The 13219-nt window shown below is 64.4% G+C and carries 12 protein-coding genes; 4 read left to right on the top strand and 8 right to left on the bottom strand.

Annotation, left to right across the window (positions count from 1 at the left end; translation table 11 throughout):
- Positions 1-164: 164 nt before the first annotated feature.
- Positions 165-1472 carry a GGDEF domain-containing protein gene (locus AB7532_RS07275; RefSeq protein ID WP_441234123.1) on the top strand — a complete coding sequence of 436 codons (1308 nt, stop codon included), beginning with the start codon at positions 165-167 and terminating at the stop codon, positions 1470-1472.
- A gap of 14 nt (positions 1473-1486) precedes the next feature.
- Here AB7532_RS07275 and AB7532_RS07270 read toward each other — a convergent pair whose 3' ends face one another.
- The gene (locus AB7532_RS07270; protein ID WP_441234122.1) at positions 1487-2107 is read right to left on the bottom strand and encodes a TetR/AcrR family transcriptional regulator; all 621 of its coding nucleotides are present in this window, start codon (positions 2105-2107) and stop codon (positions 1487-1489) included.
- A 51-nt stretch (positions 2108-2158) separates the two neighbouring features.
- On the opposite strand from AB7532_RS07270, the gene AB7532_RS07265 reads away from it, so the two are divergent.
- Both AB7532_RS07265 and AB7532_RS07260 read left to right on the top strand, forming a co-directional pair.
- The gene (locus AB7532_RS07265; RefSeq protein WP_441239207.1) at positions 2159-2425 is read left to right on the top strand and encodes a hypothetical protein; all 267 of its coding nucleotides are present in this window, start codon (positions 2159-2161) and stop codon (positions 2423-2425) included.
- Positions 2426-2786: 361 nt separating this feature from the next.
- Entirely contained in the window at positions 2787-6191 is a 3405-nt protein-coding gene (locus tag AB7532_RS07260; RefSeq protein ID WP_441234121.1) for an acyl-[ACP]--phospholipid O-acyltransferase, read from the top strand.
- Positions 6192-6333: 142 nt separating this feature from the next.
- On the opposite strand, the gene AB7532_RS07255 is transcribed toward AB7532_RS07260, so the two are convergent.
- The 5 genes from AB7532_RS07255 to tcuA all read right to left on the bottom strand — a co-directional run bounded on the left by AB7532_RS07255 (position 6334) and on the right by tcuA (position 10696).
- Positions 6334-6897: a disulfide bond formation protein B gene (locus AB7532_RS07255; RefSeq protein ID WP_441234120.1), complete on the bottom strand. Its 564-nt coding sequence runs from the start codon at positions 6895-6897 to the stop codon at positions 6334-6336.
- Between the two features lie 10 nt (positions 6898-6907).
- The gene (locus AB7532_RS07250; protein ID WP_441234119.1) at positions 6908-7066 is read right to left on the bottom strand and encodes a DUF5993 family protein; all 159 of its coding nucleotides are present in this window, start codon (positions 7064-7066) and stop codon (positions 6908-6910) included.
- Positions 7067-7136: 70 nt separating this feature from the next.
- Positions 7137-8243: a tricarballylate utilization 4Fe-4S protein TcuB gene (gene tcuB / locus AB7532_RS07245; RefSeq protein ID WP_441234118.1), complete on the bottom strand. Its 1107-nt coding sequence runs from the start codon at positions 8241-8243 to the stop codon at positions 7137-7139.
- A 5-nt stretch (positions 8244-8248) separates the two neighbouring features.
- Positions 8249-9277, bottom strand: coding sequence for an esterase (locus AB7532_RS07240; protein ID WP_441234117.1), 1029 nt, complete (start codon positions 9275-9277; stop codon positions 8249-8251).
- A 27-nt stretch (positions 9278-9304) separates the two neighbouring features.
- On the bottom strand, positions 9305-10696 hold the full coding sequence (gene tcuA, locus AB7532_RS07235; RefSeq protein WP_441234116.1) for an FAD-dependent tricarballylate dehydrogenase TcuA: 1392 nt from the start codon (positions 10694-10696) through the stop codon (positions 9305-9307).
- 149 nt (positions 10697-10845) lie between these two features.
- On the opposite strand from tcuA, the gene AB7532_RS07230 reads away from it, so the two are divergent.
- Positions 10846-11529 carry a GntR family transcriptional regulator gene (locus AB7532_RS07230; RefSeq protein ID WP_441234115.1) on the top strand — a complete coding sequence of 228 codons (684 nt, stop codon included), beginning with the start codon at positions 10846-10848 and terminating at the stop codon, positions 11527-11529.
- Positions 11530-11534: 5 nt separating this feature from the next.
- Here the strand turns inward: AB7532_RS07230 and AB7532_RS07225 are convergent, their stop codons facing one another.
- Both AB7532_RS07225 and ybaK read right to left on the bottom strand, forming a co-directional pair.
- Positions 11535-12620 carry a HupE/UreJ family protein gene (locus tag AB7532_RS07225; protein WP_441234114.1) on the bottom strand — a complete coding sequence of 362 codons (1086 nt, stop codon included), beginning with the start codon at positions 12618-12620 and terminating at the stop codon, positions 11535-11537.
- A gap of 18 nt (positions 12621-12638) precedes the next feature.
- Positions 12639-13112 (bottom strand): Cys-tRNA(Pro) deacylase, encoded by a 474-nt coding sequence (gene ybaK, locus AB7532_RS07220; RefSeq protein WP_441234113.1) that lies wholly within the window; start codon positions 13110-13112, stop codon positions 12639-12641.
- Positions 13113-13219 lie beyond the last annotated feature (107 nt).

Here is a 13219-nt window from a genome sequence, read left to right as displayed (position 1 = left end):
GATCTGCGACATTTTCATCAATGTGTTCGCATCCGTGTCATAGCGCTTTCACCCTGTGATGCGGTCCCTCAAGTTTTTGAGGTCGAGTTAAGCAGCGTTCCCGCGTTATTCGCGTTATCAGCGCAACGCTCGGCTGGGGTCGTTGAGCGATTGGGGAACGCAGAGTGTTTCGCAGAACCGCAACGTCGGCGAAGGAACGCAGCTTCCTTCACGTCATCAAACTCGTCTCGCCCTTCGTCATGGTCGTCGTGCTTCAGGCGGCGATCGCGGGATTCAGCCTCGACGTCATGTCTTCGGTCCGCGCCTATGTCGCGGGCGAGGCGATGTGGTCGCGCTCGCAGAAGAACGCCGTCTATTTCCTCAATCTCTATCTGCATTCGGGCGAAGCGAGCCAGTTCGCGCAGTACCAGACCTCGCTCGCCATCCCCATCGGCGACGAATATGCGAGGTGGGCGCTCGAACGCGATCCGGTCGATGTCGAGACTGCTCGCATCGGCTTCCTGCAAGGCGGCAACCATCCCGACGACGTCCCGGGATTGATCTGGCTGTTCCGCTATTTCAACCAGGTCAGCTTCCTCCGGGAGGCGATCCGGGAGTGGGCTGCAACCGATCCCATGCTGCTGGAGCTCAGCGTCTTCGGCGAGGTCATCCGGAGTGAGCTCAAGAACGGCCCCATCCGGGACAGCGACCGCCTGCAAGTCCTGTCGACGCGATTGTCGGAGCTGAACCGGCAGTTCACGGGGCATGCCGAGCGGTTCTCGACCGTTCTCGGCGAGGGCTCGCGCGCCATCACGGTGACGCTGACCTGCATCAACGTCGTCACCGCCGTGACGCTGATCCTGCTCCTGATCTGGCACACGCGACGGCTGGTGCTGCAACGACAGGAATTCGAAGATGCCCTGCATGCCGAGAAGGAGCGGTTGGCGTACCAGGCATCGCACGACTGGCTGACCGGCCTTTCCAACCGCCGCGCCTTCGAGGCCCGTCTGCAAAGCGAGTTGGACGCCATCGGACCGGATTCACTTGGCCTGATCCTGATCGACCTCGACCAGTTCAAGAACGTCAACGACAGCTGCGGCCATCTCGCCGGCGACCGCCTGCTCTACCAGATCGCGCAGCTGTTGCAGCAGGACAGACGTCCGCATGATCTGGTGGCCCGGCTTGGTGGCGACGAATTCGGCCTGATCCTGCCGCGTTGCCCGCCCTCGAACGCCGTCGATGTCGCCGAACGGCTACGGCGGTCGCTCGAGCTGTTCAACTTCATCTGGGACGATCGTTGCTTTGCAGTGACGGCCAGCATCGGCGTTGCCTGCATCGCAGATGGCGGTGCCGCGCTCGAGGACGTGATGCGGCGCGCGGATGCGGCCTGCTATCGCGCCAAGGACAAGGGACGCAACCGGATCCAGGTCGACAGCGGCCGGCCGGACGTCGTCGTGGTCGCGTCGCGGCCGCGCGAAGCTGCGCGCGCGTGACGTTGCTCGCCCGGTCAGCGGACCGGCAAGATTCCAAGACCCGCGAGATGCACGTCCACGAACTGCACGACCTGCTGGCGCAGCATCTGCGGCGGCACGGCAATCATGCGTTCTTCGAGGCCGAGCGAGATGATCCCGTGCACGGCGGAGAACAGCGTGCGCGACAGCAGCGCGATCTTGACGTCGTCGGCGTCCGGTAGCACCCGCACCAGGGGCGGATGCATCAACGCGAAAGCGTCCATGACCATCTGAAGGATGTCGTCGGGATAGGGACGATCGTCCTCCATCCGATGCTCGAACAGCGAGCGCAGCAGGTTGGCGTGCGCGGCGAAGAAATCGAGATAGGTCTCGGCCAGGCCGTAGAGCTGGCGAACCGGATCTTCGGCCGGAACCCCGCCCAACCGCACCGTCAGCGCCTGTACGGTCTCCCGATTAACGGTCAGGATCACCCCGTCGAAGTCGCCGAACTCGTTATAGACGCTGCCGACCGAGCAGCCGGCGGCCTCCGCAACGTCCCGAACCTTCAACGATCTCAATCCTTTAGTTGCGATAATACCGCGGGCGATCTCCAAGATCTGGAGCCGTCGCCGATTTTTTTTCTGGTCTCGGGTCGATTCTTCTTGAACATTGTTCATTTTCAAGCTACCAACGTGAACATTGTTCAACTTAACCCGGAGACCTTCAAAATGCAAACCCTTGCTGTTGATATCGTCACCACCTTCGTCGACGACGCCGCCGCTCTCGTGAGCGGATCTGGTCGTGCCCTCCTGCGGTTCGCCATGGGCCCGATCGATCGCATCGCAAATGCCTGCGACATCGCCGGCGTGCTGACCGAGCGTCGCGCGACCTTTCGGATGTGGCGGGCGAGCCGCGCCCGCAGCCGTTACGAGGGCCGCCGGTTCAACCTGCTCGGACGCCTCTCGCCCTTTCGCCACCTCGCCCATCTCACCTGAGGCGGGCGCAGCCGGCACGTTCCGGTCGGCTCGAATGCAACATCTGGCTGCAAGGAAGGAATTACCATGTCCCGCCATTCGCAGCCGGCCTTGCGGATTTCGGCGATGCGGTTCAGCTTTTCCTCATCGCCCGGCCCGATATCCCGGTAGGTGCGGCCCTTCCGCCCGAACCACGGCCGCGACCAGATATTTGCGAACCTAACGAGACCACTTGGAGACCAACAGGATCGGAAGGATCGAGGGGACAGAGCAGGCCGGCGACCATCATCACCGGGCCATCGTTCATCCCATAACCTTCCGGTCGTGACGTTTCACCGACAGTTTAACAACCTCAGGCTGCCCTTCCAAAACAGGACTCGTCATGATCAGGGATTTGATGTCGTCACGCCGCTTTGCGCCGCTGTTCTGGGCGCAATTCTTCTCGGCGCTCAATGACAACGTGCTCAAGAACGCACTCGTCATCATCCTGCTTTACAGCGCCGCGACCGGCCACGGCGATGCCCTGGTGACGGTGGCAGGCGCCGTCTTCATCTTCCCCTATTTCATCCTGTCCGGGCTCGGCGGCCAGCTCGCCGACAAATACGTCAAGTCCGTCGTCGCAAGGCGGCTCAAATTCGTCGAGATCTTTGCGGCAGGCTTTGCCGCCGCCGGCTTCTTCCTGCATTCGGTGCCGCTGTTGTTCACGGCGCTCGCACTGTTCGGGACCATCGCAGCCCTGTTCGGCCCGGTGAAATACGCCATGCTGCCGGACCAGCTCGAGCTCGGTGAGCTCGCGACCGGCAACGCGCTGGTCGAAGGCGCGACCTTCATGGCCATCCTGCTCGGCACCGTCGCCGGCGGCCAGTTCGTGGCCGGCTCCGCGCATATGGGCTGGGTCGCATCGGCCGTGGTCGTGCTGGCCCTGCTGTCCTGGGCGTTCGCTTCCCGCATTCCGCAAACGACGCCGTCCGCGCCCGAATTGCCGGTCGATGCCAATCCCTGGACCTCGACCGTCAGCCTGCTCAAGACGCTGCACGCCGATCACCGGCTGTGGGACGGCACCGTGATCGTCTCCTGGTTCTGGCTGGTTGGCGCGATTGTGCTGTCGCTGCTGCCGGCGCTGGTCAAGGACGTCGTCGGTGGCACCGAAGGCGTCGTGACGCTGTGCCTTGCGGTCTTCGCGATCGGTATCGCCATCGGCTCGCTGTTCGCGGCCAGCCTGAGCCATGTTCGCCCGAACCTCGCGCTGGTGCCGATCGGCGCCATCATCATGGGCTTTGCCGGCCTCGATCTGGCTTGGGCCATCGGCGTGACTGCCAAGGGCCAGGATATCACGGCAGCCGACTTCGCCACCTCGTTCGCCGGCCTTCGCATGCTGGTCGACTTCGTCGCCTTCGCGTTCGGCGGCGGCTTGTTCGTTGTTCCCTCCTTCGCAGCCGTGCAAGCCTGGTCGGCGCCGACCGAGCGCGCCCGCATCATCGCCGCCGGCAACGTGTTGCAGGCCGCCTTCATGGTCGCGGGATCGCTGTTCGTCGCGCTGTTGCAGGCCGCTGGATTGCATATCGGCTGGATCTTCTTCGGCCTTGGCGTCGCCAGCTTCGGCGCGGTCTGGTTCGTGCTGACCAAGTGGGGCAAGGAAGGCGTGCGCGATTTCGGCGGGCTGCTGTTCCGCGCGCTGTTCCGCACAGAAGTGCGCGGCCTTGAAAACCTGCCGCCAGCCGGCACGCGTATGTTGATCGCACCCAACCATGTCAGCCTGATCGACGGCCCGCTGCTGCACGCCGTGCTGCCGATCGACGCCAGCTTCGCGGTCGACACCGGCATCGCCAAGGCCTGGTGGGCCAAGCCGTTCCTGCGCGTGGTCAAGCACTACACCATGGACCCGACCAAGCCGCTCGCCGCGCGCGACCTGATCAAGCTGGTCGCCGCGGGCGAGCCGGTGGTGATCTTCCCGGAAGGACGCATCACCGTCTCGGGATCGCTGATGAAGGTCTATGACGGCACCGCGATGATCGCCGACAAGGCCGACGCCGTGGTCGTGCCGGTGCGTATCGAAGGTGCCCAGCGCTCGCATCTCAGCTATCTCAACAGCAGCCAGATCAAGCGCACGTGGTTCCCCCGGGTGACAGTGACGATCCTGCCGCCGGTCAAGCTGCCGGTCGATCCGGCGCTGAAGGGCAAGACACGCCGCAATGCCGCGGGCGCAGCACTTCAGGACGTCATGATTGATGCGATGGTCAAGAATGCCATGCTCGATCACACGCTGTTCGAAGCGCTGGGACACGCCTATCGCGACCGCGATACCGGCAAGGTCATCATCGAGGACGCGCTCGGCACCAAGCTGACCTATCGCAAGCTTATCCTCGGCGCGCAGGTCCTGAGCCGCAAGCTCGAGACCGGCACGATGGCCGGCGAGAATGTCGGCGTGCTGCTGCCGAACTCCGCGGGCGTCGCCGTCGTGTTCATGGCGCTGCAAAGCATCGGCCGCGTCCCGGCGATGCTCAACTTCTCGGCCGGCCCGGTCAACGTCCTCGCCGCCATGAAGGCCGCGCAGGTCAAGACCGTGCTGACGTCGAAAGCCTTCATCGAGAAGGGCAAGCTCGACAAGCTGATGGCCGCGATCTCCCCGGAGGCCCGAATCGTCTATCTTGAGGATGTCCGCGCCACGATCGGCACGGCCGACAAGATCAAGGGCCTGCTCGCGGGCACGGCGCCGCGCGTGGCCCGTCAGGCCAACGATCCGGCCGTCGTGCTGTTCACGTCAGGCTCGGAAGGCACGCCCAAAGGCGTCGTGCTGTCTCACCGCAACATCCTCGCCAACGCGGCGCAAGCGCTGGCGCGGGTCGATGCCAACGCCAATGACAAGGTGTTCAACGTTCTGCCGGTGTTCCATTCCTTCGGTCTGACCGGCGGAATGATGATGCCGCTGCTCGCGGGCATTCCGATCTACATGTATCCCTCGCCGCTGCATTACCGCATCGTGCCCGAGCTGATCTACCAGACCGGCGCCACGATCCTGTTCGGCACCGACACGTTCCTGTCCGGGTACGCACGGTCGGCCCATGCCTACGACTTCCGTACCCTGCGCCTCGTGATCGCCGGCGCCGAGGCGGTCAAGGACCGCACGCGGCAGGTGTTCATGGAGCGCTACGGCATCCGCATCCTCGAAGGCTACGGCGTGACCGAAACCGCGCCGGTGCTGGCGATGAACACGCCGATGGCCAACCGTCCCGGCACCGTCGGCCGCCTCTCGCCGCTGATGGAAAGCAAGCTCGATCCGGTCCCCGGCATCGAGGAAGGCGGACGCCTCTCGGTGCGCGGACCGAACGTGATGCTCGGTTACCTCAGGGCCGAAAACCCCGGCGTGCTCGAACCGCTCGCCGAGGGCTGGCATGACACCGGCGACATCGTGGCGATCGACGCAGCCGGCTTCATCACTATCAAGGGCCGCGCCAAGCGCTTCGCCAAGATCGCGGGTGAAATGGTCTCGCTGTCTGCGGTCGAGGCGATCGCGACGACGCTGTGGCCGCAGGCCGCTTCGGTTGCCGTGTCGATCCCGGACCAGCGCAAGGGCGAGCGCATCGTGCTGCTGACGACAGAGAAGAACGCTGAGCGCAGCGCGATGCAAGGCCAGGCCAAGACGATCGGTGCGTCCGAGTTGACCGTGCCTGCGGCGATCATGGTGGTCGACAAGGTGCCGCTGCTCGGCACCGGCAAGACCGACTATGTCACGGCAACGACCATGGCCCGTGAGCAGGCATCCTCGCCGGAGCGCGAGGTGGCCTAAGAGAGATGCGCGAAGCGCCTCAAACAGGCGTCGCGCGATGTCCCGGAGTGGTTGCTTCACGGCATCGCATACCGGGCTTCCGCGTCGCGCTGTCGCGATCGCGCAGACCATCGCTTCCTGCGCGACCGCTGCTTCAATCCGGTCACTTGAGCAGGAGATAGCGAACCGGGTTGTCGTCGCACTGACCGGCGCCGCACTCCAGCACGGTCGACAGGAGGTTTGCGGCAACAAGTAACGCGAAGATCGCGAACACCGCGTTCGATGCCGGTCCGTTGAGGGGCGAGGCGTCTCGCTTGTCGGTGACATCTTTCAGGACGAAGACGAGCGCAACGTAGCAGATGACACCGATCGCCGCGATCAGCGCCCAAGTGTAGAAATGCAAGCCCAACAACGCCGAGCCGTAGCCAGGATCATCAGGCGCGATGTGCAGCGACACTTGCCGGAGCGAGATGAAGCCGGTGACGAGGCTCGCTATGAGGATCATCGCGTAGTGTGACGGACGCTCACCGAGGCGCATGTTGAACAGGAAACCCATGCCGATCGCGATGAACCCGGCGCGCTGCAGCAGGCAAAGCGGACAAGGCAACTCGCCAAGTGCGAGTTGATAGAAGAATGCGACGGCCAGGATCAGCGAGATCCCGAGCAGCCCAAGCACGTTCAGGATCGCGCCGGCTGGCCGTTGCTCGCCCATCTCTGCAATGCTCATCTCGACACCGTCAGAAGGAAAATTTCAGCGGATCGGTCGCGTGGTGGAAGAACCACGCCACGGTCACCGCGATTGTTGCGCTCCAGAGCGCATAGCTCAGTCCCGCGCGCGAACGCCAGACGGACGCGCAGCCCGCGAGCGCCAGCAGAAACGGCAGAAACATATACATGAGCGCAGGCTCCCTGAGCGATTCGCGCTGTGCGCGAGCCGGGAAGACATACGTCAGCGCAGCACGCCCCTCAAGATCCGGCCTCGCTACGCCGTTCCTGCGCATAACGCACCAGCGCAGCGAAACGATAGATGCCGTGCACGAACTTGCCGTAGGGCATGGTGATGAACAGCGCGAACACCGCGCCGAGATGCAGTGCCAATAGCGGCCCCATCGCGGCGGTCTCGCGCAGGATCAGCAGCAGCATACCGGTGAGACCGGTCAGGAACAGCATGGCTATGAAGCCGACATCCATGCCGTAGCGGCTCTCATCGAGCAGCGCCGGATCGCGGCGTGTTTTTGCGAGAAACAGGCCAATCGGACCAACGACGAGCCCGATGCCGCCGAGCGTGCCAAGCACCACGGGCAGATCCCACACCGGATACGGCGCCTCCCGGCCAAGCAGATAGTGGTACAGCGTGGCGACGGAGGTCGCGGCAAAGCAGAGCAGGAAGCCGTAGAAGGTCAGATGATGGAACAGCTTGCGACGGTCGGTCGGCTTGTCGTCCTCGTTGTAGCAGCCGACACCACCGCCATGGAGATAGCGCAACTCGCCGGCGTCACGCATCGCCTGGAAGATCGAGCCGCCGTCGGCCCGACCGCCGATCGGCGCGCCGATGTCGCGCCAAAACGCGCGCACGCTCATGAAGAGCGCGAACATCGCAAAGAGGAACGCGGCGCTGAACAAGGCGGCCATCGCGTTATGCGGCATCAGCTTGTAGAACGCGCCGGGGCCGGTGTGGACGCCGAACAGCACGCTGCGGTCGTTGAGGGCGGCGAAGCCGAGAATGAAGGCGGCCATGCTGAGCGCGGTGACGATACTGATGACGAGGCCGTTGCGCGCGAAACTGCCTGACAACGCCTGCGGCCAGGCATAAGCCGCATAGGATTCGGCGCGCGCCACCGCGAGCGTCTTGGGGACGTTGACGTTGAACTCATGCGGTGGCGAGAACTGGCAGTCGACATAGCAGGCGCCGCAGGAATGACAGAGGTTGGCGAGATAATTGAGGTCGCCGTCGGAGAAGGCGCGCCGCATCTCCATCGCGGGAAAGACCGCGCAAAGTCCCTCGCAGTAGCGGCAGGAATTGCAGACCGTCATCAGACGGTCGGCTTCGTCCAAAATTCGGGTTCCGTGCATGGCGCCTACTTCGTCAGGCCTTTGCCCTCGAGCCATTTCTGGATCAGGGCTGCGACCTCGAGGTTGTTCTTGTCCATCATCACCATGTGCGAATTGCCTTTGATGCCGGCCTGCGGGAGGTCGACGATGTCGACGCTGCCCCCGGCCGCCTTGATTGCGTCCGCGAAGGCGACGCCGTTGGCGCGAATCTTGGGCCAGCGCGAATCCTGCGCGATATAGTCGCCATAGATGATCAGGGTCGGGATGTTCTTCAGCACATCGGCCTTGGCGGGATCGCCGAGTCCGGCTGGCTCGATCGCGATCAGCGCCTTGACCTTGTCGGGCCGGGCCTGCGCGACCTTGAAGCCGAAGCTGCCGGCCTGGCTGTGGAACAGGATCACCGAAGGACCGACGCGATCGATCTCGGCGATATAGGCGGCGATGGTCGCATCGTCCGTCGTGGTCCAGCGCGGCACGCTCTGCTTGACGAAATTCTCGTAGCCTTCGACGGGAAACTGGTTGCCCGGCAGCAATTTTCGCTTGGCGGGATCTGGATCATAGGAGTTCGGCCCGTCGCCGATGCGGAAGCGCTCGAATGGATTGGCCGTGGTGAGGAAGACCGGCTCACTTTTGAAGATATCGGGGTATTGCGCCCAGCCTGCGCGCCCGCGCTCCACCGCATCGGAATTGTAGACGGGCCACCCTTTGCGCAGAAAATAATTCAGCCAGCCTTCGCGTCCGTCAGGCGTGGTTTCGTAGGTGACGCCGGTCAGCCCACCGCCATGCCACATCAGCAGCGGATAGGCGCCCTTCTCGTTGGCCGGCAGGAAATATTGCACATACATCTGCTCGACCTGATAGGTGCCGTTGGGATCGACCTTGGCCGGCACGCCGCCCGGTGTGAACACGACTTCCTTGACCGGCTTGCCGGAGATTTCGACGAGGCGCCCGCCGACATGGAACGAGCCCATGTCGCGCAGGTTGATCGGCTCGGCGGCACTGGCGTGGCCGACCATCAGCAGCGCCGCGATCGAAGCAATGGCAATGCGTGACATGATGACTCCCTCCGTCTTTTCTTGATCCTAGTTCCTGGCGTGGCGTGCCGCTTCCCGTCCAGCGATCCGCCCGAATACGCTGCCGATGGTCATGCCCATGCCGGCGGCATAACCCTTGCCGAGCACGTTGCCCGCCATGATCTCGCCGGCCGCGAACATGTTTGCCGAGGGCTTGCCGTCAGCCATCAGCATGCGTGCCTCCTTGGTGACGCGCGTGCCGAGATACGTGAAGGTGATACCGGGCCGCACCGGATAGGCGAGATAAGGCGGCGTCTCGATCTTGCGCGCCCAATGCGTCTTCTGCGGCGTGATGCCTTCGGTCACGCAGTCGTCCAGGATGGTGTGGTCGAAGGTGCCGGGACGCACCGCGGCGTTGAACTCGGTGATGGTCTTCTCCAGCGCGACCGGATCGAGCTCCAGCTTGCCGGCGAGCTCGGCAATCGTCTGTCCAGCGATCGGCGGGAACAGCGTCGGCATGAAGCTCGTGACAACGGTGGAGTCGAAAATGATGTAGGCGATCTGGTCGGGCTGGGCCGCGACCAGCCGGCCCCAGATCGCGTAGCGCTTCGGCCAGATGTCCTCGCCCTCGTCATAGAAGCGCTGCGAATGCTTGTTGACGACGATGCCGAACACGACGGAGTCGTGCCTGGTGATGATGCCGCCATCGAATTTCGGCGCGCGGGCGTCGATCGCGACTGCATGGCACTGGGTGGGATCGCCGACCTCCTGGACGCCCTTGGCGAGCAGCATCTTCAGGATCGAGCCGCGATTATAGGGCGTGCCGCGAATCAGGAAATTGTCGGCGGCCTCGCCCCAATATTGCTTCAGCCATTCGATGTTGGCCTCGAACCCGCCGGCCGCCGCGACCAGCGAGGTCGCGCGGATTTCGGTCTCGCCGTTGACCGGCCGCTTGAGGCGGGCTGCGAGGAACATGCCGTCCTCGATCACGAGGTCGGTCACCTCCGCGTCATACGCAACCTCGACGCCAAGCCGCTCGGCGGTGAGATAGAGCGCGTTGAGCATCGCGCGGCCGCCGCCGAGGAAGAAGGAGTTGGTGCGGCCGAGGCTCAGCGTGCCGCCAAGCGAGGGTTGCCAGCGCACACCCTGCTCCACGATCCAGTTCAGGATGTCCTTGGATTCCCGGATCATGTGGCGGGCGAGCACTTCGTCGGTCTGCCCGCCGGTGATGCGCAGCAGATCCTCCCAGAACTCCTCCTCGGTGTAGGGGCCGGTGAGAATTTCGGTGGCGGCGTCGTGGGCGCAGCGCATGTTGCGGGTGTGGCGCGTGTTGCCGCCGCGATAGAATTTCGGCGCGCCTTCGAGCACGAGGACCGATGCACCGCCGCGGCGGGCCGAGATCGCCGCGCACAGCGCCGCGTTGCCGCCGCCGATCACCAGCACGTCGTATTTGCTGCTCATGCCGTCTGCCCGATGCGACGAAATTAGAGACATTCTGCCCGCGGGGGGCTCGGTCAACCCGATCCTCCATTGCGTACGTTTGTATACAAAGATATACAATGGCGGCGCAAGCGGCCTCTCTGCATGGACGGGATGCACCCGAGGAGATCATGGCCAAGCGTCCGGCAAAGACAGGCGGATCGATTGCGCGCGGCGCGGGCGTCGCGCTCGGCGAAGCCGTGTTCCGCTCACTCTGCGAGGCGCTCCAGGCCGGCAGCTACCGTGCCGGCGACCGCCTGCGCGAGGAAGAGGTCGCCCAGCGGCTCAAGGTCAGCCGCACGCCGGTGCGCGAGGCGCTGGGCCGGCTCGCGGCACGCGGCTTCGTCGAACCCGCCGGCGGCCGCGGGCTGATCGTCCGCAACCTCGACATCTCAGAGGTGCTTGAGCTCTACGCCATGCGCGAGATCATGGAAGGCGCCGCAGCGCGTCTCGCCGCCGAGCACGCCTCCGCGCCGGAGATCGATGCACTCCGCGACATAGAGCAGGCTTTTGTCGAGGCGTCCGCGACTGATCCCGCCGAGATGGCGAAACTCAACCGCGCCTTTCACGAGGCCATCTGCCGCGCCGCGCGCAACCGCTATCTCGACAACGCGTCAGGCGAATTGCAGGACTGGATCGCCCTGCTCGGCGCGACCACCTTCACGGTGAAGGGCCGTCCCTCGACCAGCCACGGCGAGCACCAGGCCATCATCGAGGCCATCGCCGCCCGCGACGGCGACAAGGCCGAGCAGCTTGCGCGCGCGCATATCCGCGAGGCACTGCGCTGCCGGCTGAAATTGCTGCAGAAGCAGTAGGCACGTTACGCCTCGAGCACGCGCACAAGCAGCCAATAGCTGCCGAGCAGGCCTATCAGCGCGGACACCGCATGGACCAGCCGTGCCGCCCTCACCGACTCGGCACGATCAACCGCGGTCAACCGGTCCAGCAGGCCGAGCACCGGCAGCACGATCGCGACGATGGCGATCTGCCCGATCTCGACGCCGACATTGAAGGCGGCAAGCGCCGGCGCCACCGCATTCGGCGGCAGGCCGATCTCCCGAAGCACGCCGGCAAAACCAAAGCCATGGATCAGCCCGAACAGGAAGGCGACGCGCCAGCGCCTGTCGATGTCGCGCGACATGAAATTCTCGACGGCGACGAACACGATGGACGCGGCGATCGCCGGCTCCACGATGCGACTCGGGATCACAAGGACGTTCAGCGCCGCCAGCGACAGGGTGATCGAGTGGGCGATCGTGAAGGCGGTGACAATCTTGACGACCGGCATCAGCCGGCGCGCCCACAGCACGATGGCGATCAGGAAGGCGATGTGATCATAGCCCAGGAAGATATGCTCGACGCCGGTGACGAGGTAGCGCTGCATCGTCGGCCACAGCGACGGCGGCGCGGTCGAGAGCGAGACCGTCGTATTGCTGGCGTCGAGCAGGGCCTGCATCTCGGACTTGCCTTGAGCGATCAGCACGACCTGACGGGCGGTCGGATCTTTCTCGGTCAGCACGCTGGAGCGGTAGACGATGTCACCGGCCGCATGCGCGCAAGCGAAACTGTTGCGATAGACGATGCCGTCGCCGTCCGGCAGGATCGCGGCATCGCCCGACGAACAAGGCGTACCGCCACCCGTGACAGCCAGATGCTTGTCGAGATAGACAAGGATAGCGGCTTTGGCCGCTTCGACCGCGGCTGGATCGACCGCGTCCTGCCGCGTATCATAGATCTTCGTGCCGATCAGGCGATCGACATCGCTGCCCTTCAGGCCGAGTTCGACACTCACCGTGCGATCGGCGGCCAGCGCCACGCGCGCCGTGACGAGATTGACCTGATGCGCCTCGGCCGGAAGGCAGATGCCGAGCAGGATCAAGAGCCACAACAGCTGTGGACGCCTCATGATCCCGCTCCGTCGCCCTCAGGCCAGCACATCCGCGACGATCGCCTTCAATACATCCCGCACATCGGTTGGCTTGAGCCGCACCTGCAAGCCGCGCTGCCCGCCATTGAGATAAACCAAGTCATGCGCGAGCGCACTCTGCTCGATCACGGTCCCGACCTGCTTGCGTTGTCCGAACGGGCTGATGCCACCGACCTTGTAGCCGGTGACGCGTTCGGCCTCCGGCGGCTTCATCATCTGCGCCGACTTGCCGCTCGCGGCAGCGGCGAGCTTCTTCATGGAGACTTCCTGGTCGGAGGGGACGACGACGCAGACCGGCTTGCCGTCCACCAGCGCCATCAACGTCTTCAGGACTCGCGCGGGCTCCTCGCCGAGCGCCGACGCGGCCTGGAGGCCGATGCTCACGGCGTCGGGATCGTAGTCGTAAGTGTGGACTGTGAAGGCAACACCGGCGGCTTCAAGCGCGCGCGTGGCTGGGGTGACTTTGGACATAGACGGTGTTTACCACCGTCATTGCGAGGCGCGAAGCGGTGGCGATGTCGGGCATATGCCCACCACACGTTCGGTGTCGTCCCGGCGAAGGCCGGGACCCATAACCC

This window comes from Bradyrhizobium sp. 930_D9_N1_4 (assembly GCF_052076015.1).
GTDB lineage: Bacteria > Pseudomonadota > Alphaproteobacteria > Rhizobiales > Xanthobacteraceae > Bradyrhizobium.
Note: the sequence above shows the minus strand (reverse complement) of the source record. Positions and strands in the feature narration are given on the sequence as shown.